The organism is Paenibacillus sp. EZ-K15, assembly GCF_002573715.1.
GTDB lineage: Bacteria > Bacillota > Bacilli > Paenibacillales > Paenibacillaceae > Paenibacillus_AQ.
On sequence record NZ_PDHM01000005.1, the window covers coordinates 147,708 to 173,206 of the forward strand.

At 50.6% G+C, this 25,499-nt stretch carries 23 protein-coding genes; 21 read left to right on the plus strand and 2 right to left on the minus strand.

Annotated elements, in window-relative coordinates; genetic code table 11:
* Positions 1 to 5 precede the first annotated feature (5 nt).
* The 10 genes from CRG97_RS02920 (at position 6) to CRG97_RS02960 (ending at position 10,065) form a co-directional block, all read left to right on the plus strand.
* A complete protein-coding gene (locus tag CRG97_RS02920; RefSeq protein ID WP_098741677.1) occupies positions 6 to 470 on the plus strand; it encodes a pyridoxamine 5'-phosphate oxidase family protein in 465 nt (154 codons plus the stop codon).
* A 304-nt stretch (positions 471 to 774) separates the two neighbouring features.
* A complete protein-coding gene (gene cspD / locus CRG97_RS02925; protein WP_006207896.1) occupies positions 775 to 975 on the plus strand; it encodes a cold-shock protein CspD in 201 nt (66 codons plus the stop codon).
* 96 nt (positions 976 to 1,071) lie between these two features.
* Positions 1,072 to 1,308 (plus strand): cold-shock protein, encoded by a 237-nt coding sequence (locus tag CRG97_RS02930; RefSeq protein ID WP_071222231.1) that lies wholly within the window; start codon positions 1,072 to 1,074, stop codon positions 1,306 to 1,308.
* 187 nt (positions 1,309 to 1,495) lie between these two features.
* Positions 1,496 to 1,669, plus strand: a complete 174-nt coding sequence (locus CRG97_RS33165; RefSeq protein WP_179090623.1) for a hypothetical protein — start codon at positions 1,496 to 1,498, stop codon at positions 1,667 to 1,669.
* Between the two features lie 335 nt (positions 1,670 to 2,004).
* Entirely contained in the window at positions 2,005 to 2,994 is a 990-nt protein-coding gene (locus CRG97_RS02935; RefSeq protein ID WP_098741678.1) for an ABC transporter permease, read from the plus strand.
* 31 nt (positions 2,995 to 3,025) lie between these two features.
* Positions 3,026 to 3,907 (plus strand): carbohydrate ABC transporter permease, encoded by an 882-nt coding sequence (locus CRG97_RS02940; RefSeq protein ID WP_098741679.1) that lies wholly within the window; start codon positions 3,026 to 3,028, stop codon positions 3,905 to 3,907.
* A 135-nt stretch (positions 3,908 to 4,042) separates the two neighbouring features.
* Entirely contained in the window at positions 4,043 to 5,716 is a 1,674-nt protein-coding gene (locus tag CRG97_RS02945) for a type 2 periplasmic-binding domain-containing protein (RefSeq protein WP_202618858.1), read from the plus strand.
* A 181-nt stretch (positions 5,717 to 5,897) separates the two neighbouring features.
* On the plus strand, positions 5,898 to 7,823 hold the full coding sequence (locus tag CRG97_RS02950) for a cache domain-containing sensor histidine kinase (protein ID WP_237566270.1): 1,926 nt from the start codon (positions 5,898 to 5,900) through the stop codon (positions 7,821 to 7,823).
* Positions 7,798 to 9,375, plus strand: coding sequence for a helix-turn-helix domain-containing protein (locus tag CRG97_RS02955; RefSeq protein ID WP_098741681.1), 1,578 nt, complete (start codon positions 7,798 to 7,800; stop codon positions 9,373 to 9,375). The genes CRG97_RS02950 and CRG97_RS02955 overlap by 26 nt, the downstream gene beginning before the upstream one ends.
* 135 nt (positions 9,376 to 9,510) lie before the next feature.
* Positions 9,511 to 10,065: a hypothetical protein gene (locus tag CRG97_RS02960; protein WP_098741682.1), complete on the plus strand. Its 555-nt coding sequence runs from the start codon at positions 9,511 to 9,513 to the stop codon at positions 10,063 to 10,065.
* Between the two features lie 142 nt (positions 10,066 to 10,207).
* Here the strand turns inward: CRG97_RS02960 and CRG97_RS33170 are convergent, their stop codons facing one another.
* Positions 10,208 to 10,360, minus strand: coding sequence for a hypothetical protein (locus tag CRG97_RS33170; protein WP_179090620.1), 153 nt, complete (start codon positions 10,358 to 10,360; stop codon positions 10,208 to 10,210).
* 184 nt (positions 10,361 to 10,544) lie between these two features.
* Positions 10,545 to 11,414 (minus strand): AraC family transcriptional regulator, encoded by an 870-nt coding sequence (locus CRG97_RS02965; protein ID WP_098741683.1) that lies wholly within the window; start codon positions 11,412 to 11,414, stop codon positions 10,545 to 10,547.
* 156 nt (positions 11,415 to 11,570) lie between these two features.
* On the opposite strand from CRG97_RS02965, the gene CRG97_RS02970 reads away from it, so the two are divergent.
* The 11 genes from CRG97_RS02970 to CRG97_RS03020 all read left to right on the plus strand — a co-directional run bounded on the left by CRG97_RS02970 (position 11,571) and on the right by CRG97_RS03020 (position 25,464).
* A complete protein-coding gene (locus tag CRG97_RS02970) occupies positions 11,571 to 12,962 on the plus strand; it encodes an MATE family efflux transporter (RefSeq protein WP_098741684.1) in 1,392 nt (463 codons plus the stop codon).
* 154 nt (positions 12,963 to 13,116) lie between these two features.
* Positions 13,117 to 13,659: an RNA polymerase sigma factor gene (locus CRG97_RS02975; protein ID WP_098741685.1), complete on the plus strand. Its 543-nt coding sequence runs from the start codon at positions 13,117 to 13,119 to the stop codon at positions 13,657 to 13,659.
* Entirely contained in the window at positions 13,649 to 14,464 is an 816-nt protein-coding gene (locus CRG97_RS02980) for a hypothetical protein (RefSeq protein WP_098741686.1), read from the plus strand. Before CRG97_RS02975 ends, CRG97_RS02980 begins: the two co-directional genes overlap by 11 nt.
* A gap of 347 nt (positions 14,465 to 14,811) precedes the next feature.
* On the plus strand, positions 14,812 to 16,032 hold the full coding sequence (locus CRG97_RS02985; protein ID WP_098741687.1) for an asparaginase: 1,221 nt from the start codon (positions 14,812 to 14,814) through the stop codon (positions 16,030 to 16,032).
* A gap of 248 nt (positions 16,033 to 16,280) precedes the next feature.
* Positions 16,281 to 17,318, plus strand: coding sequence for a LacI family DNA-binding transcriptional regulator (locus CRG97_RS02990; RefSeq protein WP_098741688.1), 1,038 nt, complete (start codon positions 16,281 to 16,283; stop codon positions 17,316 to 17,318).
* Positions 17,319 to 17,645: 327 nt separating this feature from the next.
* On the plus strand, positions 17,646 to 18,959 hold the full coding sequence (locus tag CRG97_RS02995; protein WP_098741689.1) for an ABC transporter substrate-binding protein: 1,314 nt from the start codon (positions 17,646 to 17,648) through the stop codon (positions 18,957 to 18,959).
* Positions 18,960 to 19,039: 80 nt separating this feature from the next.
* Complete coding sequence (locus CRG97_RS03000; RefSeq protein WP_076322333.1) at positions 19,040 to 19,921, plus strand: carbohydrate ABC transporter permease; 882 nt, start codon at positions 19,040 to 19,042, stop codon at positions 19,919 to 19,921.
* Positions 19,914 to 20,744 (plus strand): carbohydrate ABC transporter permease, encoded by an 831-nt coding sequence (locus tag CRG97_RS03005; protein WP_098741690.1) that lies wholly within the window; start codon positions 19,914 to 19,916, stop codon positions 20,742 to 20,744. The genes CRG97_RS03000 and CRG97_RS03005 overlap by 8 nt, the downstream gene beginning before the upstream one ends.
* Positions 20,745 to 20,760: 16 nt before the next feature.
* Positions 20,761 to 22,002 carry a Gfo/Idh/MocA family protein gene (locus CRG97_RS03010; RefSeq protein WP_098741691.1) on the plus strand — a complete coding sequence of 414 codons (1,242 nt, stop codon included), beginning with the start codon at positions 20,761 to 20,763 and terminating at the stop codon, positions 22,000 to 22,002.
* Positions 21,999 to 24,197, plus strand: coding sequence for an alpha/beta hydrolase family protein (locus CRG97_RS03015; protein WP_098741692.1), 2,199 nt, complete (start codon positions 21,999 to 22,001; stop codon positions 24,195 to 24,197). The genes CRG97_RS03010 and CRG97_RS03015 overlap by 4 nt, the downstream gene beginning before the upstream one ends.
* Positions 24,190 to 25,464 carry a Gfo/Idh/MocA family protein gene (locus CRG97_RS03020; RefSeq protein WP_098741693.1) on the plus strand — a complete coding sequence of 425 codons (1,275 nt, stop codon included), beginning with the start codon at positions 24,190 to 24,192 and terminating at the stop codon, positions 25,462 to 25,464. The genes CRG97_RS03015 and CRG97_RS03020 overlap by 8 nt, the downstream gene beginning before the upstream one ends.
* Positions 25,465 to 25,499: the final 35 nt, after the last annotated feature.

A 25,499-nucleotide genomic window follows, 5' to 3' on the forward strand; every position in this document is an offset into this window, starting at 1 on the left:
GCACTGTGACGGAACAGGCCGCAATATCGGAAGGGCTTTACCAATGGCTGGATGGAAGTAATCTGGAATCGAAACAGCACGAAGCGATGATGCTATTGAGCGCAACGGAAGATGGATGGCCGCATACGGCCATGCTCAGTGTGGGGGAGGTTTTGGCCTTAGACCGGAACCGGATTCGACTTGCGTTATGGCAGGGGACGGCTACGACTGGCAATCTTCTTCGGTCCGGACAGGGTACGTTGGTGGCGATTCATGATGGAGCGGCCCATTATGTTCGGCTGCGTCTTCAAGGGCTTCCCGATCTGCCGGATGCCCGGCATCCGCTGCAGCGTTTTGAGGCCGAGGTAGTGGCTGTTCGCGAGGATATCGCGAAGTATGCGGATATTAAATCGGCCGTGAAGTTTCAGCTGCACGACCCGGATGAAGTCTTGCAGCGCTGGAAGGAAACGCTGGAGGAATTGCGAAAGTAAACGTTTACGGCGTGAAAAACCTGCTCAAGATCTAGCTCCCGGCATATGCCGGGAGTTGTATATGCCTACTCATGCCTAATCGGAATGATGCCGAAGAAAATAACTTTAATATTTCCGCAGAATCTTTTGCATTGGTATTTGCTATCGGCAGTAAAATGTGTTAAGATATGAATATCGAAATCGACCTGAATTCACATATTGTAGAGGGTTGTCATTTCTGGTAACCTTGTGCAATATGTGAATTTTTTTATTCCGTCTGCGAAGAAAAAAGGTCATGTAAATATATATCAAGGAGGATTCCCCCATGCAAACAGGAACTGTTAAATGGTTTAATGCTGAAAAGGGCTTTGGTTTCATCGAAGTTGAAGGCGGTAACGATGTATTCGTTCACTTCAGCGCGATCCAAGGCGACGGCTTCAAAACGCTTGACGAAGGCCAACGCGTTGAATTCAACATTGTTGAAGGAAACCGTGGACCACAAGCTGAGAACGTTGTTAAATTGTAATTACAATTGAAGACTGCCCTTAATGTGTGACATTAAGGGCAGTTTTCTTTTATACGGCGTTTCTATTTTCTAAGACGAGAATAAGGAGGAGCGTTCATGTATTCGCGTAAAAACTCGATGGAGAGTATTCCTGAAGAAATAACAGAAGTATGGGCATGCACGAAGGAAGACTGCAAAGGGTGGATGCGGGACGATTTTGCGTTCGACACGGAACCAGTATGCCATTTGTGTCAATCCCCTATGGTCAAAGAAACGAGAAGCCTGCCGCAGCTAGTTAATACCAATAAACAACAGAAATCTCTGGCTAAGGGGATTCAGATCGAGCGCAAATAGCAGCTAATACCTAGAGAAAGCGCTGGGCAAACACAAATTCTTCTTGAAGCTACCTTCGGATTTTATGGTAAATCCGTCTATTTCTGTTTCATTGGAAGGAGAATGGTTAGTAATATGTGTACCCTTTCATTCTCATTCAGAATGATTTACAGCATAAGGGACGCAAAATTCAAAGGAGTGAAATGTATTGAACACGCAAACCGAGGTACTGAAGCGAAACATTGACAACATGATCAGCCAGGATAACCAAGGCGGCTTGAACGATCAGGAGAAATTCATCATGCAAAAGCTGATGCGTGAGAAATACCAACAGGAACACGAAAGCAAACAGGAACAACGTGAGGAAGACAAAGGGGAATAACTGGGGAACCGTTTGATATACTTGAGGATAAACGATAAACGCCGCCGCGACGATCCGAGGGATCGCTTGTGGCGAACAATCGTTAACAAGAGGGAAGGCATGAATGGCAGCTATGGAGGCTGCTGTTCATGCCTTTTTTTGTGCCTGGAATGAGCACAGGGCACAATATTTCGTTTTTAGGATGCATTTTTTCGTAAATGCCGGAGCCTACCCGAAAAATGAGCCCCTTGAAACGAAATCTGAAACCTTTCGTGTAGAGAAAGGACGATCTACAATATAAACATAGAGAATGTAAAGGTTTTCAAAATGATAGGATCAACCTGGAGGTCATAACCATGCAAAATCAACTTCATGCCGATGTTTCCGAAACCGGTGTCGGTCCCTCAATGGAGCCTTCTGTACAGAAGAAGCTTGACAGAAAAAGATGGCTCAGAAAGCTCTACGGCCAACGACATCTCCAAATAATGGCGCTGCTCGGCGTTGCGTGGATGATCATCTTTAACTACATTCCGATGTACGGTGTCATCATTGCATTTAAAGAATTCAATATCGTGAAGTCCATCGGAGAAGCTCCATGGGTTGGACTTGAGCATTTCAAGGAGTTTTTCTCAGACGAGGACTTTACGAACGTGATGCGGAACACGCTCGGGATCAGCTTGCTGAAGCTGTTTATCGGATTTCCGCTTCCGATCATTTTTGCACTCTTTCTGAACGAGATCCGGTCCGTTCGCTACAAGAGGACCATTCAGACGATTTCTTATTTGCCGCACTTCTTGTCATGGGTCATTCTGGGCGGCATTCTGATGACCTGGCTTGCGGATATCGGGATTATCAACAATATTTTGCTGGCCCTGCATATGATCGATGAGCCGATCACCTATCTGGCCGAACCGAAATACTTCTGGGGAATTATTATTACTTCGGATATATGGAAGGAGCTTGGGTGGTCCGCGATTATCTATCTGGCGGCCATAGCCAGCATTTCGCCTGAAATGTATGAGGCGTCGACGATTGATGGCGCAGGTCGGTTTCAGAAGATGTGGTACATCACCCTTCCCAGTATCAAATCGACCATATCCATCCTCTTTATTCTTGCGGTTGGTGGTGTGCTGAACTCCAACTTCGATCAGATTTTGGTGCTCCGAAACACGCTGAACGAAAGCGCGAGCAACGTCATCGATATTTTCGTGTACCACACTGGGATGCAGAACGGACGATACTCCTACGCGCAAGCCGTTGCATTGTTCAAGTCCGTCATTGCGATTATCCTGCTGCTGATCGCAAACAAGGTGACCAAAAAACTGAACGACACATCACTATTCTAGCGAGACCAGCAAGAAGGGAGACGAATAATCCATGTTTAAACGCAGAACCAAAGGCGAAGCCTTCTTCGATATATTCAACAATTTCGGCATGCTGATCGTATGCTTTCTGACAATCTACCCGATCTGGTACGTGCTGGTGAATGCCTTCAATGACGGGCAGGACGCCATGCGCGGAGGAATCTACTGGTGGCCGCGGATGTTCAGCCTCGAGAACTTCAGTGCGGTGTTCCAGAGCTCCGGTATTATGACGGCGATGGGCATTACCATAGCCAAAACGGTGATCGGCGTGTTCATTCACGTCCTCTTCACCGCCATGGTCGCTTATGCATTTTCGCGGAAGGGTCTGATCGGCGGTAAATTCTATATTTTGCTCGGAACGATAACGATGTTTTTCGGTGGTGGACTGATTCCTACCTATCTGTTGATCAAGGATTTGAATATGCTCGACAGCTTCCTGGTATACATTATTCCGTTTATGTTCAGTTTCTTCGATCTCATCATCTTCATGACCTTCTTCAGGGAAATTCCGGACGGTCTGGAGGAAGCGGCAAAGATTGACGGGGCCAATGATTGGTCGATCTTCCTACGGGTGGTGCTGCCGGTATCGATGCCGGTTATCGCGACAATCGCATTGTTTCATGGGGTGTTCCAGTGGAATGACTATTTCACCGGCGTCATCTACATCAACAATACGGATTTGCAGCCGATCCAGACGTACCTGTATAAAGTCGTCGCACAATCCAGCTCCAATCAGATGATGGCTCAGGTTCCGGGCGGGGTTGCCAAGACGGTCACCTCCCAATCGATCAAAATGGCGACCATGGTCGTAACGACGGCGCCGATCGTCTTCGTCTATCCGTTTCTGCAGCGGTACTTTGTCAAAGGGATGATGATCGGCTCCATTAAAGGTTAATTCTCGGTCTCTGATCATGCAGCTTCCCTCTCTCGGGGACACGGGGGAGGGGAGATTCTTACAGGTAGCTTCTCTTGCCTAATTTGGCGGGAGTTCTATATAATCATATTTTTAAATAAGAAAAGGGGTAAACACATGAGCAAGATGCTTAAGCCAAAGAGCCTTCTGTTGTTGATGTTCGCACTGGTCATGGCCTTTACAACAGCATGCTCGTCCGGCGGTGATAATAGCGGCGCGTCGGAAAAAGAAAAAGAGGAAGAAAAGCCGGCAGAAGAAGTGAAATTGACTCAGGATCAGCCGGGATGGGAAGTTGACACCTCCCCAATTACATTTGACTGGTACATCAACTTTGCCTGGTTCCCGAACAAATGGGGCGAGGACATTACTTCCCAATACGTAACTAAAAAGACGGGGGTTAATCTTAACCTGATCGTACCGGCTGGAAACGAAGCTGAGAAGATGAATACGATGATCGCTTCTGGTACATTGCCAGATTTTATTACGCTAGGGTGGTATGAAGACGCTGTCAAAAAGATGATTGAAGGCGATCTGGTCCTGCCGCTGAACGAATTGGCTGATCAATATGATCCGTACTTCTATAAGGTGACGGACCCTGCGAAAGTGTCATGGTACACCAAGGATGATGGTAACATTTACGGTTATCCGAATGCTTCCTCATCACCGAAGGACTATGAGAAGTTTGGCGACAACATCACATCGAACCAAACGTTCTTGGTACGTAAAGACATGTATGAGGCGCTGGGAAGCCCGAATATGCGCACACCGGAAGGTTTCCTGAAAGCGCTTGAGGACGCCAAGAAAATGTTCCCGGATGTGAACGGGCAGCCGCTCATTCCGTTTGGATTGCATGATTTTCATGAAAAAGGAAACAGCTCTTTGGAGGGTTACCTGCAGAACTTCCTTGCCATTCCACAAGATAAAGACGGGAAATTGAATGACCGTACAACAGATCCGGAATATGTAAAATGGTTGAAAACGTTACGTCTTGCTAATGAAAAGGGATTGATGTCTAAGGATATTTTCGTGGATAAACGTCCTCAGATGGAAGAAAAAATTGCCCAGGGCCGTTATTTCGCGATGCTGTATCAACGCAGTGATATGTCGAACCAACAGAACGCCCTGTATGCAAACGATCCGAATTCCGTTTACATCGCGGTGGACGGACCGGCTAACACCAATCTGGATCAGCCGACGCTGTCGGGTCCTTCGATCTCCGGCTGGACGGTAACCCTGATCTCCAAAAACGTAAAAGATAAAGCGCGTGCCATTCGCTTCCTGGATTACCTGATTTCCGAAGAAGGTCAGCGGGATACCTACCTTGGCGAGAAAGGCGTAACATGGGATACGATTGACGGCAAAGATCAATTCCTGCCTGAGGTTGCAGAGCTGCTGAACAGCGACCGCGGAGCATTCGACAAGAAGTATGGAGCATCCCATACCTTCTGGATGATGATGGATAACAACGTTACGCAGCCTTGGGCGCCTCCGGCCGTGGAACCGTTCAAGCAGATGGAAGACTGGACACGTGGAAAGACCGAGAGCTTCTCACAATTCGATCAACTGGATCCGGATGCAAGCTCCGAGGAAGGCATCATTAACGACAAGGTATTGAACGAGTGGGGTAAAATCCTGCCGAAGCTGATCTTTGCCAAAACAGATGCCGAGTTCGATCAAATCTGGAATGATTACCAAGCGAAGCGTGAATCGCTGGGATTTGCGAAAGTGCAGGAATACAGACAGAAAGAATACGAAGAGAACGTGAAGAAGCTTGAGGAATTCTTGAAGTAAGGATGATCCGCTCAGGCGGATGAACAAAATGAAGACTCAAGGTACCCTATTATCGATTTTGTCGAAATAGGGTGCCTTTTGTCGCATCACGAGCTAATATAGGAGGGAATCCGATCGGCTGATGCCGCCTTACCATTATGGCTCGGCTGCAGTCATACATAGAAAACGGGAAGTGACAGTCATGATGACACGAATAAGATCGCTCATTCAATCGTTTACTTATTGGTTTGGCCGCAGGTCGATGCAGAGTCGTTTGGTTGCTGCGTATATCTTGATTTTGCTCATTCCGAGCATTATCGTATCGAACTATTTTTTCAAGCAGATCCGCGATACCTATATCAGCGATGCGCTCAACCAGAACTCGTTCCTGTTAGAAATTGAGAAGATGAACATGCTGAACCAGATTGAGGCGATTGAGATGGCCGCACAGCTGGCAATTTCGGATGACGGCATCAAGGATTATCTCCGGATCAAAGAAGATCCCGAGCCAGCGTGGTTAATCGATTTGGCTTGGGGGCCCTTCAAGGATATCCAACGGATCCAAACCAATAATCCGAATATCACGCACCTTCGGTTATATACGAATAATTCGAACGTAACGGAAATGTGGCCGATCATTTTCCAGGAGAAACGGATCGCAAGCGAGCCCTGGTTCCCTAAAGTCAAGGATTTGGATGGCGGAGAGCTATGGGTGTTCAACCACAGCGATCCCGATATTCTGCAGCGTTACGCTGCAGATGCCTCCGAGGAGCTGCCGAAGGTGTCCTTGATTCGCCAAGTCCATAGCGGGAGTTACCGTGGCGTGATCCAGGTGGATATGCTGCTCAAGCACTTTGCTCCGAAGACCTTTGCCGGTATCGTGGATGACAGCTCGCAGATGGCCATTGTCGATCAGGAAGGACGGCTGTTCATGGACAGAAGCCAATCGTTTATGACCAGTCACGAGGGACTCCGAGATGAGGTGGCGATCCAATTCGCCAATCTGAAGCAGCAGGCGGGTGACTTTGAGGAAAGAGTACATGCCCGGTTCAGTTTAAACGGTTCCTCGTTCTTGCTGATTGCGACACCGATGGAACGGCTTCATGCCCATGTGCTGAATGTCGTTTCACTGGAAGGGGCGCTAAGTAACGTATCCAAAGCCCAGGGGCAGATTATCGCGGCGAACATCGTATTGATTTTTCTGCTGTCGATCATTACGTATTATCTGAATTCCATTATCCTGAAGAGTTTACGCCGTTTAACGGAGACGATGAAGAGAGTCCGCAAGGGTGAAGTGACCGCGACGATTGCCATCCAGGGCGGCGGCGAGGTGGGAGAGCTGGCGCATCATTTTAACAAATTGATCCGCACCATCAATGAACTGATTGCCCAGGGTGTACGCAAGCAAGCGGTGACCAAAGAAGCGGAGCTGCGAACGCTGCACAGCCAGATTGACTCTCATTTCCTATACAATACGCTGGAAAATATAAAGATGCTGGCCGAAATCGAGGGGCAGCGGACAATTTCAGACGCGCTGACCTCCCTTGGCGGGATGATGCGCTATAATTTCAAATGGTCGGGGGAGTACGTCAAACTGAAGGATGAAATTCGCCATATTCGCAATTATATTGATGTCATGAATATCCGGTTTGATGAGCCGATCCGGCTTGAACTTAACATTCCGTCCGAATTCATGGAGCTCGAGGTATTGAAAATGTCACTGCAGCCCATCGTGGAAAATGCCGTCAAGCATGCCTGGCCCGAGTTCCCGGATCAGGAGAAGAGGATCAAGATCGATGCTATTGCCTGGGAAGAAAACCGGATCACGATTAACGTCACGGATAACGGCATCGGGATGGAGCCTTATCGGCTGGGCAGGCTGAGCGAGATTCTGCGAACGGCGGACAACGAGGAACTCCCCTCCGTAGATTACGGGCGAGGTGGAGTGCAGGCTGGAGGAATCGGACTTCGGAATGTGCACCAGCGAATTCGGTTGTTCTACGGGAATGAATATGGAATCGAAGTGAAGAGTGAAGAGGGAAAGTTCACGCAGGTGACCATGACATTCCCTAAGGTTCTGTTAACAGGAGGAGGCAGTGGACATGAGAAGTCTGATGATCGTGGATGATGAGAAGAATATCCGGTATGGACTGAAAACGATGATTGAACGGGAATTCCCGGATCAGTACGAGATCCGCTTGGCTGCCCAGGGGCAGGAAGCGCTGGATTCTTTCCGCGAAGAACCGGCCAATATCGTCATTACAGACATCCGGATGCCGATCATGGACGGGATACGCCTCATTGAGGCACTCGCTGAAGTGGAAGAAACACTGGGGGTTAAACCCGTCGTTCTGATCCTGAGCGGATATGACGATTTTGAGTATGCGAAGGCGGCGATCCGCTACCAGGTGAAGGAGTACCTGCTTAAGCCAATTCGACGGGATGAGCTGTTCGCTGCTCTCCGAAAGACAGAAGAAGCCTTGATCCGGCAAGCGGAAGTGCACAACCAGGTGGCCGCCAGTGAAGTATATCTTCAGCAGCTGCAGACTCATCGGCTGAAGGAGCTGCTGGAGCTGCCCCAAGGGATGGACATGGAGTCTGCCGCGAACGAAATCGGGTTTGAATCATTCGTGAAGCCATTCCGGGTAGCGGTGATGAAATACAAGTACGAAGACGGCAATTCCATGAATAAGGATGAGCTGAAGCAATTGATTGATAACATGAGGGCTTCAGTGGAAGGACGGATCAACGCTTGCTTTCTGGACAGCAAGGGGAGGGTCGTGCTCATCGGCAGTCCGGACGGACAATTCGAGAAGCTGGCACGGCAGTTTACCGAGCGGGAGATGGACGGGCTCTTCGTTGGCATTAGCCGGGAAGGCTTCCGGATCGAAGATATCCGCATCTGTTACATTCAGGCGCTGACCGCTCTGAGCTATACATTCATCCATCCCAACGTCAAGCTGATGAGCCATGATGATATTCAGGGAGAACTGCGAACATATCCGGTGCCGGAAGAGAGCATCCGCAAGCTGGGCAACATGCTCGGCACGGAGCGGGAGCGGGAAATCCAGGCGCTGCTGCTGGATATTTTTCATATCGGGGATATGCCGCATGTGGCCATCGATTATTTGGAGTTTGTCAGCAAGCGGATCAATGAGCAGGTGCTGGATGAGGTGTTCCGCGTGTACGGGGAATCCATGGTGGAAGTGTTGAAGCTGTACCGAAAGGTAGGGACGATGGACAATTACCGTCACTTTCACACCTATTTCAGAAATCTGGAGCATTTGCTGCTGCACGTGAATGAATATGTTAAAGGGATTCGTTCCGCCCACAGTGAGCATTCCGAGATCAAGGCAGCGGTGAGTTACATGGAGGAGAATTATCACAGGCCGCTGAACATGGCGATGGTCAGCAATTATGTGTCTTTGAATTATTCTTATTTCAGTGAAGCGTTCAAGGCCCATACGGGGGAGAACTTTGTGGTATATCTTAAGAAGCTGCGGATTACGAAGGCCAAGGACCTGCTACAGGACGGTGCCATGAAGCTTGCTGACATTGGCAAAGCGGTCGGCTTCGAGAACACCAAGCAATTCTCGCGCGTATTCAAAGAGCTGGAAGGGATCTCGCCGCATGAATACCGGATCAAGGTACAAACAGGTGCGGGATTGCAGCAGGAATAGTCCGGCTAACGTTTTGGCATGGTCCCGCCGCATATCTTGAATTGGCGGGATCGATTTTATTTTTTGCGCTGGCGACGATAGATCGCATCTCGTTTTATCCTTAATATGGTAAAATAGAAAAGTCGGAGGTGCGTTATGTCGAATTCAGCGAAATGGATCTGGGTATGGATGGTAGCATTGGTGCTGGTATGCACCGTGTTTCTGATTGAACATCAGAAGAAGATCGAACAGGGGACGAAAATGACCTTGCAAAGCATATTGGGCACATCTCTATTTCAAATATGGAGTCATTACACCGACATTCTGGAGTTGAAGTCCATGCCCCTTCATGAAGCGCGCCTTGCAGAAGTACGGCTGAAGCTGGCAGCTATCGAGGCGTATTCCAAGACAGCGGATGAAGCCGTCCGTTCTCAGCTGCTTAACCCCATCGCTGCAAAGTTCCTGGCTCTGTCTGACAGCATAAGGGAGAGTTATGTGGAGAACGGGCGCTTCTCGGACGAAGATATCGAGAAATACGCGATTATTATGCGGGATTCGGAAGCACTGATTCCTCTGATGTACAAGGTCTATTACGTTTCGGAAACGGTTGAGGGGGGCGAAGTCAACCTGGACATCTCCGATTACGGCGAATTGGTAGCGCTTAACAACCGGTTAAAGCAGGATCTGGATGGTTTTACTACGAAGAAGTAATTTAGTGAATCCAAGGATCCAGAGAAGAACGATATGGATGACAGAAAAAAAAGACACCGGATCGGCTTTCCTGGGACATGCCTGGAATTCGCGATCGGGTGTCTTTCCTATATGCAGGATTATGTAATCCCTATGATATTGTTTATTGAGCTGCGGTCTCTAATGTGGACAGCGTCATTTCCATTTTTCGGGTGATTTCTTTCTGCCATTTCACATCTCCAAGCTGGATCGCGAGGTTCAGCAGGTCCAGATAATCATCGATTTGCAGAGAACAGCGGCGGGAAGTCGTCTTCATAAGTCAATCGGCTCTCCTTTATATATAAACTCTCCAAGCGAAGCGTGTAGGAACTCAAACGTCCATTCTCAACACATTCTCACTTGTCCGGTAATGATAATCATTATCATATGGCTAATTCTCATTATAGAGAGTTCCCGCACAGGTTGCAAGTCACTTTCTTAGATTTTTGCGTAAAAGTGAATTAATTCATAAAGAACCGCTGCCTGTATTTACGCGGCGAGATCCCTTCCTGCTTCGAGAAACAGGAGGTAAAGTACGCTGCATGATTGAAACCGACCTCTTCAGCGACCCGGCTGATGCTGAAGTCCGTCTGCATGAGGAGCATTTTGGCCTGCTCGATCCGGTAGCGCTGCAAATATTCAACAGGCGAACAGCCGAATTCCTTCTGCATGCACCGTGCGATATAAACAGGGTGGAAGTTAATGCGTTCGCCCAGCTCCTGTACCTTGAACTCTTCACGGTAATGCTTCCGCAGATACGCCGCGGCCCGCTCGGCACAAGCAGAGGAAGGGGAGGACACCGGTGTATTCAGTGCGGCGGCCAGCTGTTCGATGAGCTCTTGGAACACCACCTGCTGCCGCCATAGAAATTTGGCCTGGTGACCGTACTGAACGAGCGAAGACATGGTAGCCAGGAGCTCCAGGGCCTTTTCCGGTTGAGGAAGGGTGCCAAATTGGGGGATATTAACGGAAAAATAGTTCGGCGTCATCGCCTTCAGCTCCGGAGCCTCTTCTCTTCTAGGCGTTTGGCAGGCCTCGTCCGCATGCCACTCCCCGGAGGTTTGGAAATGAAGCCAGTAATAATCGGTCTCCACCGTGCATCCCTTCGTGCCGAAATGATGTGTATCGGGACGCAGGATGAGGAACATGCCGGGTTCGATTTCATAAGGAATGCCATTCTCCGTGACATGGAGCTCCCCCTTCATGACCACGAGCAGGTCAAAGATACCGATGTTTTTACGGTTGGGATGTCCGCTATGAATAGGAGCGCGGGTGAGCCCGCTATTGATGTATTCCGGCAGCGGCGGAACGGTAAAATTCAGGATTGTCATAAGAAAGCCCTTTCGTGATTCCCGAGGTTTGAATTTTGATAGTTTTCGTTCGGAAAATGATATTATAACTCCAGTATACCATCTATAATTTGAGAAGGTTAGAGACCGTTTCATCATGAATTGTGTTTAACCCTTACATCATGGGTGGAGGTTGGAATGTTGGATAAAAACACAAACAAATTTACATTATGGGTTCTCGCATGGCCCATATTCATCGAGCTGTTCCTGCAGTTTTTGCTGGGAGCGGTGGATACATTGATGGTCAGCCGGATTTCCGATGATGCGGTTGCGGTGGTTGGTTTCTCCAATCAGCTGTTTCAGGCGATGACAACGTTGTTCATGACGGTTGCCAGCGGTGCCGGCATTCTCATCGCTCAGAAGATCGGTTCGCATCGGACGGGCGATGCCCGAACGATCGGCATCATGGCGGTGAGTGTCACCACAATCATCGGATTGGTGTGCAGCGGGATATTGTTTGCGATGCCGGAGGCGATCGCTTCGGTCCTCCAGCTGCCGGATCATCTGCTTCCGCTTGCCGGAACGTATATCTCCATTGTCGGCGGCGGGATGGTGCTGATTGCCATGATGGCTACGATGAGCACGGTCATCCGGAATACCGGCAATACGCGTGCACCGATGTATGTCGCGATCGGAATGAATATCATTCACGTTGTTATGAACTATGGGTTTATTTTCGGCGCTTTCGGGTTCCCGCAGTGGGGACTTACCGGTGTCGCGATCTCGACGGTGGTCAGCCGGCTGCTCGCTGTGTTCTTACTGCTGTATATATTCCTTCGTTCATTTGAATATCGGATCAAATGGAAGGAATTCCGCGTGTTCAACCGTCCGCTGTTCGGCGAAATTCTGAAAATTGGATGGCCGCTCGGCATCAATATGTCTTGCTGGGTGTTCACGCAGCTGATCATCTATTCCTTTATTGCAACGCTGGGCGCTGCCGAGCTGGCTGCGCGCACGTATATGAATACACTGGAATCCTTCTGCTTCTTGCTGGGCTCTTCGATTGCGATGGCTGCCCAGATTCAGATCGCGCATCTATTCGGCGCGGGCCGGATCAAGGAGGCTTATCGGAGCGCGTATCGCGCGCTGGGCGTCGGGGCTGTTTATGTTGTAGTCAATGCCTTCCTTCTGTATGTGTTCGGGAAGCAGCTGCTGGGGCTGTTTACGGACGATAAGACCATCATTGCGATCGGTGCATCGCTCCTGGGCATGAATCTGATTCTCCAGCCTGGCAAAATGCTCAACATGGCCCTCGGCAACTCGCTCAACGCCGTCGGAGACACCAGGTTTACCATGTACATTTCCCTCGGCTCGATGTGGCTGGTCGCCACCGTGCTCTCATATATACTCGGTATTCATATGGGGTGGGGGCTCATCGGCATATACTCCTGCATGATTGCCGATGAGTATTTGCGGGGTGTGCTGTCCTTCTTCCGCTGGCGTGGGCAGAAGCACTTGAGAAAGGCAGAACAAGCAGAGCCGGTGGGCCATCAGGGGCCGTCAATGGAACCGATACCGGCGCAAGCATAATGGCGGGTTATGATATGTAAAAGGATACTTCGGCCGTGCGGCATCGGGGTATCCTTTTTTTTGCCATACTATAAAAATAACGCATTCGAAAACTTTTCACCCTCATGGCGGGGTATTGTAAGTGATTGGCTAAGTGAAAGGAGGAAAGCACGGTTTGGTACACGACCTTATACAACGACTAAAGACGGAATACAGTGACGAATGCTTCGAAGAACTTTACCGGTTATACGCGGATCGGGCGATTCGAACGGCTACCGCAGTAACCGGAAGTCCGGCAAGCGCTGCTGACGTGGTCCAGGAAACGTTCATCCGGGTTTACCGAAACCTCGGTGCCTATGATGGAAGCAAACCCTTTGACCCGTGGTTCAACCGGATTCTCTATAACGAATGCAATCGGTATTTGAAGAAACATGCGAGAGTGGTGCCTTCCGAGATTTCGGAGGAGAGGGACCTTCCCTCGGAAACCGACACCTACGATTTTGACCGGCATGGCGAGGTATATGAGATGGTACAGCGGCTGGATGACCAGCACCGGATTCCCGTGATCTTGAAATATTTAAATGATTTTGCCGAGAAGGATATTGCGGACATGATGGAACTGAACGTCAACACAGTGAAGTCCAGATTGTTCAAAGCCCGAAAGAAGTTGAAGGAATGGATACTGCAGAATAGGGGAGGGAATCAGCATGGCACGTGATCCATTGGATCAAGAGATTACAGACGGCCTGAAAAAGGGTACGGATGACGCGATGCGACATAAGGACGAGATTTGGATGGCGATTAAAGAGCGGATTCATAGCGAGCAAGCCCAGCGGCCTGCGAAATCGGAGACTCCCTTCGCGCCGCGGGAATCGAAAGGGCGCCGCCGTTCGGGACGAAGAACGGCAGGATGGATTGCGGGAACCGCCGCTGCGGCAGCCATCGTGCTGACCGTCAGCTTCCAGACGGCACCGGTTCAGGCGTTTATTGATCAGGTGAAGGAATGGTTTGCTCCCCAGAAAACGGTTGAGCAGGAGCTTGAAGGTACACCGGAAACGAGCGTAGATTCCTTGCATGAGGGTGCGGATTACGTTATTTACATTGACGAGAGCCGGTTTAAGATGGTTCACGAATCGGGCGTGGACCGCATTGAATTGAAGGAGAAGCCGACGGATGACCGCTATCCGGAAGTGTTCATGGAAATTTCGCAGGAGGGCATCGATCCGAAGACCGCTGCAGAGCAGATCCAAGCTGAGCTGCAAGCGTATCCGAAGGTCGAGGCGAATCTGGTGGATGAACCGATTCAAGGCTGGGAGGTGCGTGCGATAGGCGGTACCGGCGGCAAAGAGTGGGACGATCCGGTGATACGATATTATGTGTTCGATAACGGGCAGGGCGGCAGCTTTGTCGTCAAGCAGCAGTATTTCCTTGAGGCCTCCGAGGGCTTCGGTGTGCGTTTCCATAACATGATGAAAGAATTTCATATTACGACCAATACAAATGCAGAGTCTGACAGTAAGTAGATAGCTTCAGTTCATGATATAAACAAGGATAGCCCAATCGTATGATGAAGGGCTATCCTTTTTTTTGTGATTAAAGATCGGTTTAAAAAGTTAGTGGACAATTTATATGTAATGTTATCTAACTCGGATAATACTTATTAGATTCATTAAACACTCCCTAATTCTGGAATATATTATTTTTGATTTATCAAAAATGGTTTATAATCTAATGATATCGATGTGTATCTTTAATTGGAAACGCTTTTTCTATTACATGTTCGATTTGTCATATTAAATAACATTAAATAGAATAAATCTAACGAATACATATTTAAATGTTATATATTATAACATATGAGGAGAGTGCCATGATGAAACCAAAGCCAAAACGTCCCTTAGCGGTCTGGAGTACCGCTGCATTCACCGCTTTTGTTATTTCTGTATCTCCTGTTGGAACCTATGCGGCACATGCTGCCACGGTGACGGAAGTGAAAGGAACGGTTAGTACGGCTGCACCCGTACAGACCCCTGCAACGCCGGGAAGGAATACAACGGTACCTCCTCTATCGGAAGCTTCCAAACCATCGACCAAGCCTAATGTGCTGGTCATTGCGACAGGCGGGACTTTGGCGGGCCAATCGACGGATGCCACCAGCTTCCAATCCTACCGTGCGGGTACGTTGAAGATTGAGGACATGGTCGGTGAACTTCCCAATACGGATAAGATTGCGGATATCAGCACGCTCCAGTTCGGCAATTCCGGATCAAGCGCGTACACCATGGCGGATCTGTATGATTTGTCCCAGACGGTAGACAATGCGCTTGAGGTCTACGACAGTGTCGTTGTAACGACGGGGACGGATACGATGGAAGAGATTGCGTACTTCCTTGATCTGACGGTGCAAAGCGACAAGCCTGTAGTCATTACCGGCTCCATGCGGCCTTGGACGGTGATCGGCTCCGATGCGCAGGCGAACCTGTACAATGCCATCAAGCTGGCTGGAAGCGGCCGCACGGAATCCTTCGGCACGGTGCTGATGCTGAATGATACAATTCATCTGGCGCGCGGCGTAACCAAGACCAATGACTACCGTACCGACACGTTCGAAACGCCTATGCTGGGCGCAGTCGGATATATCGATGATGAGAATATTCGGATCTACCGTGCTCCCCTTCGAGCGATGAAGGCGGAAGGCGAAGGCAAACCAGTATTTGATCTGAGCAAAATCTCGAAAGAGGACCTGGCGAAGGTTGAAATTGCCATCTCTTATCAGGAAGCCGGCGGTGGTGCGATTAAAGGCTTTGTGGCAGACGGAGCCAAAGGCATCGTCACTTCCGGCACCGGTGCAGGCGGCATCTCGAGAGAGATGAGCGCGGCCCGCAAGGAAGCTATCGAGAAGGGGGTGGTTTTCGTAACAACGACCCGTACAGGCTCCGGCAGCGTATACGGCGGCGGTGAAGGCATTATTTCAGGTGACAACCTGAGTCCTCAGCAAGCCCGCGTTCTGCTGCTGCTCTCCCTGTCCTTTACGGATGATTTCAATACCATTAAGGGTTGGTTCGCAACCTACGGCACGCCTGAAGTGTAATCTCAGTCATGTTTTAACTGCTGCTTAGTCCTACTGAACGATGAAATTCCTTCCACCAATATATTGCCGCCAGGATTGCCCTGGCGGTCTTTTTTTTGTTCATCGTTAGTAGGAAACGTCGATAATTTTAACAGGGTTCCATGTAACGTATACCGAATGATGAGGATAATTTCATCGGTTTATTGCTTTCTATGTCAGCTATTTGTATAATTTACAATAGTAAACGATTACTATAAGTGAGGGATCCTATGAAGAAGCCGACCACGATACATGATATAGCCAAGATGGCAAACGTTTCTTCGGCGACGGTTTCGCGCGTGTTGAGTAACAGCAGTTATCCTGTCAGCAAGGAGCTTAAAGAACGTATCCAGCAAATCGCGAAGGAGTCCAATTATATTCCGAATATGTTTGGCAAACAGCTGAAGAAGAATAGCAGTAATACGATCGGAATCATCATTCCTTCTATTGTGAATCCATTCTATTCTTCCGTCATATTCGGGATTGAAGAGGTGGCGCGGCAGAATAGCTTTACGGTTATCGTATGCAATTCCCTGCAAGATCCGGCGCTGGAGGATGAATACTTGAGGACGATCATGGAGAAGCAGGTCAAAGGCTTGATTATTTCCTCGATCTCCAAAGATAAGAGCCAATTGACGCAGTTGATGAAGCTTGGCCTGAACGTCATTGCCATCGATCAGAAGATCGATGAGGATAACATCAACCAGATTGAGTTCGATTACCACAAAGCCGGTTATCTGGCGACTAAGCATCTGCAGGAAAAGGGGCATGAACGCATTAGTTACGTTACTTCTAAACTAGACCGTCCCAGCCGCCGAAGCATCCATCAGGGGTACGTTTCGGCGATGAAGGACGCGGGTCTCAAGCCGCTGGTGGTCGAGTCCCAGACCGAAGAAGTATATAATGCGATTACTGAATTTGATACGGGCAAGCAGCTGACGCAGAAATTGCTGGAGCATTCGCCGCAGCCGACGGCGATTTTTGCATGCAATGACATGATGGCCTTCGGGGTGATCAACGAATTGTCGCAGCGCGATATCCAAGTGCCGGAGCAGATGTCGGTTATGGGCTTTGACGGCATTGACGTGGGGCAGATGATTCACCCGCCGCTTACAACGATTAAGCAACCCGATTACGAGATGGGGAAGATGGCATGCAAAATGCTGCTGGATATGATGCTGGGCGACGACAGTCCGATGTTTGACGTCATGCTGCAGCCTAAATTGCTGGAAAGAAAATCGGTCCGGGATATCCGAGAGACGAAGTGAATATAGGATGGCATAAAGCCCGGGCATAACTGCTCGGGCTTTATTTATTTCCATTAAAAGATATCGATTACTAACTAATTACTTGTCCATGTCTGAATCAACCAAGTGGAAAACAATGCCTATTAAACCTCGGAATGCCTTATGTATCGCCTGAAGTCAGACTTTTATAATAAAATAATCGATTAGAGCATAGAAAACTCTATTCAAGAAAGGGCTTACATGCTATACTCGTTACAGAAATCGATTACTATAAAATCAAAACATTTGGAATGAGCTGGAGCAGAAAACACGCAATCCTATTTTTAAACAAAAAAAGGAGGGTTTTCAATGTCAAAAAAGGTAAAGGTAATCTCCCTGATGCTGGCGTTTATGATGATGTTCACCGCATGTTCCTCATCCGGCGGGTCAACCGACGGGGAGAACTCGCCCGGCGAACCGGAAGGCAGCAAAGAGAAGGTGACGCTCAAGATTGGGCTCCCCGGCAGCTATGAGGTGACGAGCAAGGAAATTATCGATGGCTTTATTGCGTCCCATCCCCACATCAACGTTGAGATTCAAGAAGCGCCGTGGGGGGACTTTACGTCTAAGATCGCCACGCAAATTGCAGGCAACACCATGCCGGACGTCTGGTTCCAAGAGAACGCCACCATACTTAGCTACGGACAGCGCGGTGTAGCAGAGGATTTAACCTCTTACATTGAAGCGGATCTGAAGGCAGACGAATACATCGATGGCTTGTTCTCGGCCAAAACGCCTGAAGGCAAGATTTGGGGTGTACCTCACGGTATTAACCCTATTGCACTCGCGTATAACCAGGATGTTTTTGAGAAAGCCGACGTGCCAGTGCCTACCGATGACTGGACCTATGACGACCTGATTGAGGCCTCCAAGAAGCTGACGATCAAAGAAGGAGACAAAACGAGCCAATTCGGATTTATCGGATCCTTCTCTATAACCAACGGCTGGTTCCCTTGGATCAAGCAGGCAGGCGGCTCTGCCCTGGACAATACCCTGACGAAATCGCGGTTTGACGATCCCAAGACTGCGGCCGGTTTACAGCAGCTATATGATGGGCTGGACCAGGGATATTTTGCGGATATCGACTTTCTAAAAGCGAACGGCGGTGAGCTCGAAGTATTCGCAAGCGGCAAGGCCGCGATGTACTTCCTCCAATACAGCTTGCAGGTGAATATGAACGAGAGTTTTGCCGATACGAACTGGGATGTTGTCAAAATTCCGAAAGGCGTTGACGGCAAACGTTATGTTCCGATGGTAGCCAACACGTGGCTGGTCTCCTCCAGAGCGAAGCAGGAATCGAAGGATGCCGCCTGGGAGTTCCTGAAATATTACCTCGGCGATGAAGTGCAGGACATGATCGTCAAGACGGGATCCACGTTGCCCGTGAAGAAGTCTGCACTGGATCAATTGAAGGACAGCACAACCAAACCGCTGAACAAAGAGGCTTTCACGGACGGCATTAACGAAGGCGGCGTTACCCTGGATGAAAATGCTACTTGGAGCGAATGGCGCATTCTGGTGCAGCAGGTGGTCAATGAAATCATGGTAGGCAATGTCTCGGTTGAAGACGGCGTGAAAGATATTCATACCAAAGTTCAGGACGTACTGGACTCCAGTAAATAGCTTCATGGGATAAGAGCGGTGCAGTCTTGACGACGTATCGGGTTGCACCTCTCTTCCCGCTATCGAAAGGTAGGTGTGTCATGCAGAAACAAGGGTACTGGGGCTATATATTCACATTGCCGTTTGTCATTAATGTCGTGGTATTCCTCTTATTTCCGATTGTATTCTCCACGTATATTTCCTTCACGGAGTGGGACTTGTTTAACGCGCCGCGCTGGATCGGGCTGGATAACTGGGTACGCGTATTGAATAAACATGAATTCTGGGTATCCATCCGAAATGTCTTTATGTTTGCACTCATCTTCGTGCCGATTCAGACGATAATGGCGTTTGTGATCGCCTTTATGCTGAATCAGGCCATTCGGGCCAAGGGGTTGTTCCGCTTGTTCTATTTCCTGCCTGTCGTTACTCCGTGGATCGCCGGCGGCGTGGTCTGGGTGTGGATGTTCAACTACCAATACGGCGTCATCAACTGGGTGTTGGAATCCATCGGCCTCGATCCTGTGAAATGGATAGATAGCAGCAATTGGCTGATGGTCGTCTCCAGCATCGCGATCGTTCAGGTATGGAAGGGCGTTGGTCAATCCATGATCATGATCCTGGCCGGGATGCAAAATGTTCCGAAAGAGGTGCTGGAAGCCTCGCAAATCGACGGCGCCAACGGCTGGAAGCAGCTGACGAAGGTGGTGTTCCCGATGGTAACGCCGATGGTATATCTCGTCATGATTCTGTCCACCATCTCGGCGTTTCAGGCATTTGATGTGTTCCTCGGCCTGTTCGGTTCCATCACCACGGGAATTCCGGAACGGAACATGGTTCCGAACCTGCTAGTGTACCGGGATGCGTTCCTGCTCTTCAAAATGGGACCGGCATCCGCAACGGCCTGGCTGCTGTTTGTCATTATTCTAGGCTTCACCTTGTTCCAGAAGTATTTTGAGAAGAAGTGGGTGCATTATGACTAAGACTACTCACCCCTTACTTAAGGTGCTCATGTACTTGCTACTGATTATCGGTGCGGTATTCATGGTGTTCCCATTCATATGGATGCTGTCCACGTCGCTGAAAACGGTAGGCGCCATTTCGCAGATGCCGCCGCAGTTAATCCCGAATCCGATGAATTGGGATAACTATGTGACGATATGGAATAAAGTCGACTTCGGTCGATACACCCTGAACAGTTTTTTCATCGTCTCGATCGAGATGGTTGGATCCTTGATCTCCTGCGCGTTTGTGGCCTTTGGACTTGCGATGTTCACCTTCCGGCTGCGGGGGCTCATCTATATGATCATGCTGGCAACCTTAATGATTCCGTCTCAAGTGACCATGATCCCGACCTATTTCATCTGGAAGGAATTTGGTGCATTGAATTCGTATTACCCTTTGATCGTGCCCAGCTTTCTGGGCGGGGCGTTCGGTATTTTCCTGATGCATCAGTTTATCAAATCTTTGCCTAAAGAGCTGTATGAATCGGCTACGATTGATGGCTGCAGCCCGCCGGGCATATTCTTCAGAATTTATTTGCCGCTGTGCAAGCCTGCGCTGGCGGCGCTAGGGGTATTCACTTTCATGGGAGCGTGGAACAACACGCTGGGACCGCTGATTTATCTGCAAGACAAGGAATTATATACATTGCCGCTCGGCTTGCTCTACCTGAAATCGGAGAACGTCAACCAAGCGCTGCTGATGGCAGGGGCCGTCATTACGACGCTTCCGGTCGTCATCGTCTATCTGTTTGCGCAGAAGCAATTTGTTCAGGGTATCGCTTCGACAGGGATGAAGGGCTGAAGGAGGAACTTACGACATGAAGAAGTACGTACTGGTCGGCGCTGGGTCAAGAGCGCTGTATATGTTTGCTAAACCGATGGTAACCGATTGGAAGGGGAGCGTTGCCTTTGAAGGCGTGTATGATGCCAATCCGGTGCGGGCGCGCTTACTTAGCGAGGAATGCGGGGGAGTTCCCGTATATGATGATTTCCACGGCATGCTTGCGGCTGTGAAGCCGGATGTTGTCATTGTGGCGAGTACGGATTACACGCACCATACCTATATCGTGCAAGCCTTGAGAGCCGGCTGCGACGTTATTAGCGAGAAGCCGATGACGATTGATGAAGATAAATGCCGTGAAATTTTGCAAGCGGAGCAGGATAGCGGTAAGAGGGTGACGGTTACGTTCAACCTCCGGTTTGCGCCTTATTTTGCGACCGTGAAGGAATTGCTGCTGCAAGGGGTCATCGGGGATGTCTATCATATTGATCTGGAGTGGTTTCTGGACCGCCGGCATGGCGCGGATTATTTCCGCAGATGGCATGCCGAGATGAAGAACAGCGGCGGACTGCTGGTTCACAAGTCCACGCATCACTTCGACATCATGAACTGGTGGATGAACAGCCGTCCCGTGGAGGTCCATGCCTTTGGAACGAGACGGGTGTATGGGGACGATCGGCAGGATCATGGAGAACGATGCCTTACTTGCCATCGGAAAGACGAGTGCGAGTTCTATATGGATATCGAAAAGGATCCGTTTCTTGAAAAATACTATCGCCAGGCGGAAGAAGCGGACGGATATTTCCGGGACCGGTGCCTGTTTGACAGCCGGATCGACATTTATGACACGATGTCGGTCAATGTCCGGTATGACAATAATGCGATGCTGACCTATTCCCTCGTCGCCTATAGCCCTTATGAGGGCTGGCGCGCTGCGATCAACGGCAGCAAAGGCCGGATCGAGGTCTCGAATGTATACAGCAACGCGGATATGAAGCAAGGGGAAGCGAGCAGGATTCATATCTTCAGAACCGATGGCACGGAAGAGGTGGTCGAGGTCAATACATCGGCCGCCGGTCATGGCGGCGGGGATGCAAAGCTGCGCAAGGCGCTGTTCGAAGGCGGAATCGAAGATCCTCTAGGTCAACAAGCCGATAGCTCGGTAGGCGCCGAATCCCTTCTGATTGGTGCCACAGCCAATCGTTCCATTGCCGAAGGCCGGGCGATGAAGCTTCCGGACGTTTCGCCGAAGTTCGTCAACGGGAGTTCATCGAGATGAACAGCGTTCAGGAACTGGAGCAGTATATCTGCACATTATACGACACGAGGGATCAGTTGAAGACGCATGTGTTTGAACGTTCCGATGCCGCTTTTGCCGCCGGGGATGCCATTCGGGATGCCATCGTCACGCCCGAGGCGGCGAGAAAGCGGCAGGAGGAGATCAGGGGGGCTTTCCTGAGGTCCATCGGCGGTCTTCCCGATGCGTTTGCGAACCCGGAAAGGGAGGAAGGGCCGGCTTTCGGGGAGAGGGTACAGCGTGGTGTTTCTTTGCCGAATGTATACACGACCAAGGCGGCAGGGCGAATCAGTACAAAGGCAGAAGGGACTTCAGAGGGCGCGTCGCTCGTCAGGCTCCGTTCCGGGCGCGCAGTGGGAGAAACAGGTAATGATGGAGCGCAAGCCAAACATCAGCCTCCGCTTAATGCATATACGACGGGTGTCGTTAGCGGAGCCGGCTTTCAGGTGGAGAAGGTCGTGTTCGAGTCTAGTCCAGGGTATTGGGTCACCTCGAATCTGTACCTGCCCAACCACCGGGAAGAACGTTCCGCGGCCGTCCTGTTTCTGAGCGGACACGAGCAGGGGGCGAAGCATGATGCCTATTATCAGCGCGTAATCCAGCACTTCGTCCGGGCGGGCATGATCGTGCTGGCCATCGATCCGATCGGGCAGGGCGAACGCCTTAGCCTTCATGATTTCGAGGATCGGGTAGGGAGCGTCATATGGGGAACGAAGGAGCATCAGCAATACGGCGTTCAGTGCCATATGCTCGGCGACAGCGTAGCCCGTTATTTCGTTCACGATGCCATGCGTGCCATCGACTACTTATGCGAGCGGCCCGAGGTCGATCCGTCGCGGATCGGCGTAACGGGAAACTCCGGCGGCGGAACGCAGACGGCCATGATGATGGTCTGCGATGAACGCATTGCGGCGGCGGCTCCGGCCACCTTCATCATGAACCGGCAGCTGTATCTGCATGCCGGCGGCGTACAGGATGCCGAGCAGGTATGGCCGGGTCTGTCTGGGCTGGGCTACGACCATGAGGATCTGCTCATCGCTTTTGCGCCGAAGCCGCTGATCGTGCTGGCGGCGGAATACGATTTCTTCCCGATCGAAGGCACGCGGCGCACCGTTGATCGCTGCAGACGCTTCTGGGAGCTGCTGGGTCATCCAGGGGACCTGCGGCTTGTAACCGATGCCTCGACGCACCGCTATACGGACCGGCTGGCCGAGGCGGCGGCGGCTTTTTTCGTCCGGCATCTTGAGGTGAAGGTTGCCGCCAGTCATGCAGTGAAGATAGAGGCACTTCCGCCGGAACAACTGTGGTGCAGCCCCAGCGGTCAGCTGTACCGGGATCAGGTGGGTGCAAGATCGATCCGGGACTTCAATGCCGATCGCTGCGACCAATTGGCCGCAGCCCGGTCGCTGCTGCCGACGCAGCAAAGACAGGATCGAGCAAGGCAGTGGCTACAGGAGAGAATCTACGCCTCCCGCAAGCCTTGCGAATTGAACCCGCGCATCATTCGGTTGGGCGCATTGGAGGGCCTTGAGGCTGATTATCGCCTGTGGTGGTCACAGGAAGGCATCATGAACAGCGGTTATGTATTCCGACTGGCCGAGGATATAACCGAACGAAAGCAGCCGCTGACCGTTGCGGTTTGGCGGGGAGGGACCCGGCGGTTGAAGGATCACTGGGCCTGGATTCAGGAGACCTGTCAATCCGGCCGCGCCGTACTGGTGCTGAATACGTCCGGGGTCGGTCCTCATGAGCCTTATCCGATATACGAAAAACCTGCGCATTCCTATTTTGGCGTGCTGCATAAGCTTGCCGATGATTTGATCTGGCTCGGGGACAGTCTGGCTGCGCTGCGCACGTACGATGTCCTCCGATGCATGGAGGTCGTCTCCCACTTTGATGAGTGGCAGGGGGGAGCGATCCCGTTCTATACCGTGGGTCGGGAAGGGCTTTACGTGCAGCTTGCCGCGGAGATTGACCGAAGAATCGGTGCGATCACGGCCATTCATCCTTTGAGCAGCGCAGCCGATCTGGTCAGGGAACGGCAGCTTGAGGAGGAAGAAGCGATGAGCATTGTGTTTCCCGGCATTTTGAAGGTGCTTGATCCCTCCGAGCTGAACGAATCGTGGGGAGTATATCGCGGGCAACTAGAGGGAAAGGAAGTGGAAGGACATGAGTAAACCAAAACCATTAACGGTCACGCTGGTCGGAGCCGGCCTTCGCGGCATGATATATAGCGGTTATGCGCTCCAGCGACCTGAGGAGATGCAGATTGTTGCCGTTGCCGATCCGGATGAGGTGCGGCGAAGCCGCTGCCAAGCGAAGTACGGGATAGCGGATGAGCGATGCTTTACGAGCTGGGATGAGCTTTTTGCCGGGCCCCGTCAATCGGATGCGGTCTTCATCTGCACGAGGGATCGGGACCATTATGAGCCGACGATGAAGGCGCTGGCCGCCGGGTACCATGTGCTGTTGGAAAAGCCCATGTCGCCGGAATGGCAGGAATGCATCGATATGGGTCGGCAGGCAGAAGATTACGACCGTACATTAACGATTTGCCATGTTCTCCGTTATGCGCCTTTTTTCCAAGAGCTTAAACGTTTGATTGATGAAGGGCGGATCGGTCGTCTGATGTCGATCCAGCACAATGAGAACGTCGGCTACTGGCACCAGGCACACTCGTACGTGCGGGGATATTTCAATAACAGCGAGTCATCCAGCCCGATGATTCTGGCCAAATCCTGTCACGACCTCGACATTATGCAATGGCTGGCGGGAGGACAATGCCTGAGCGTTGCCTCCTATGGCCACCTGTCTCATTTTCGTCCGGAATCAGCTCCGCCCGGCGCGCCGAAGCGCTGCCTGGATGGATGCCCGGTATCCCATGAATGCCAGTACTATGCGCCGAATACGTATCTGATCGAGAATGCGGGTTGGAAGGGCGAGGCGGCGAGCAACGATCCGAGTTACGAAGCGCGTTACCAAGCAATGTTGGAGGGTCCTTTTGGCCGGTGCGTGTACCATTGCGATAACGATGTCGTGGATCACCAGGTCGTCAGCATGGAATTCGAGCATGACATTACGGCGGTGTTCACGATGAGCGCGTTCACGGAGAAATGCAACCGTACCATCAAGCTTATGGGGACTGAGGGCGAGATTCGGGCCACGATGGAAACCAACGAAATCGAGATCCGCCGCTTTGGCAGCGGCAAGCAGGAAATGATCCAACTCGTCGATCCGGAAGGACATGTAGGACATGGAGGCGGGGATATGCGCTTAATTGAGGATTTTGTGAAGTCGGTCAGATCCCAGGGGCAGCATAACAGCTCAACTTCTGCCCAAGCGTCGATACAGAGTCATCTGATGGCCTTTGCCGCCGAGCGTTCCCGCGTAGAGAAACGCATGGTGAGGCTGGAGGAATTTATGAATAGCGACGTTCTGGCTTAAATTTACAAAGCTGTACAACAAGGAGGAATTATCAT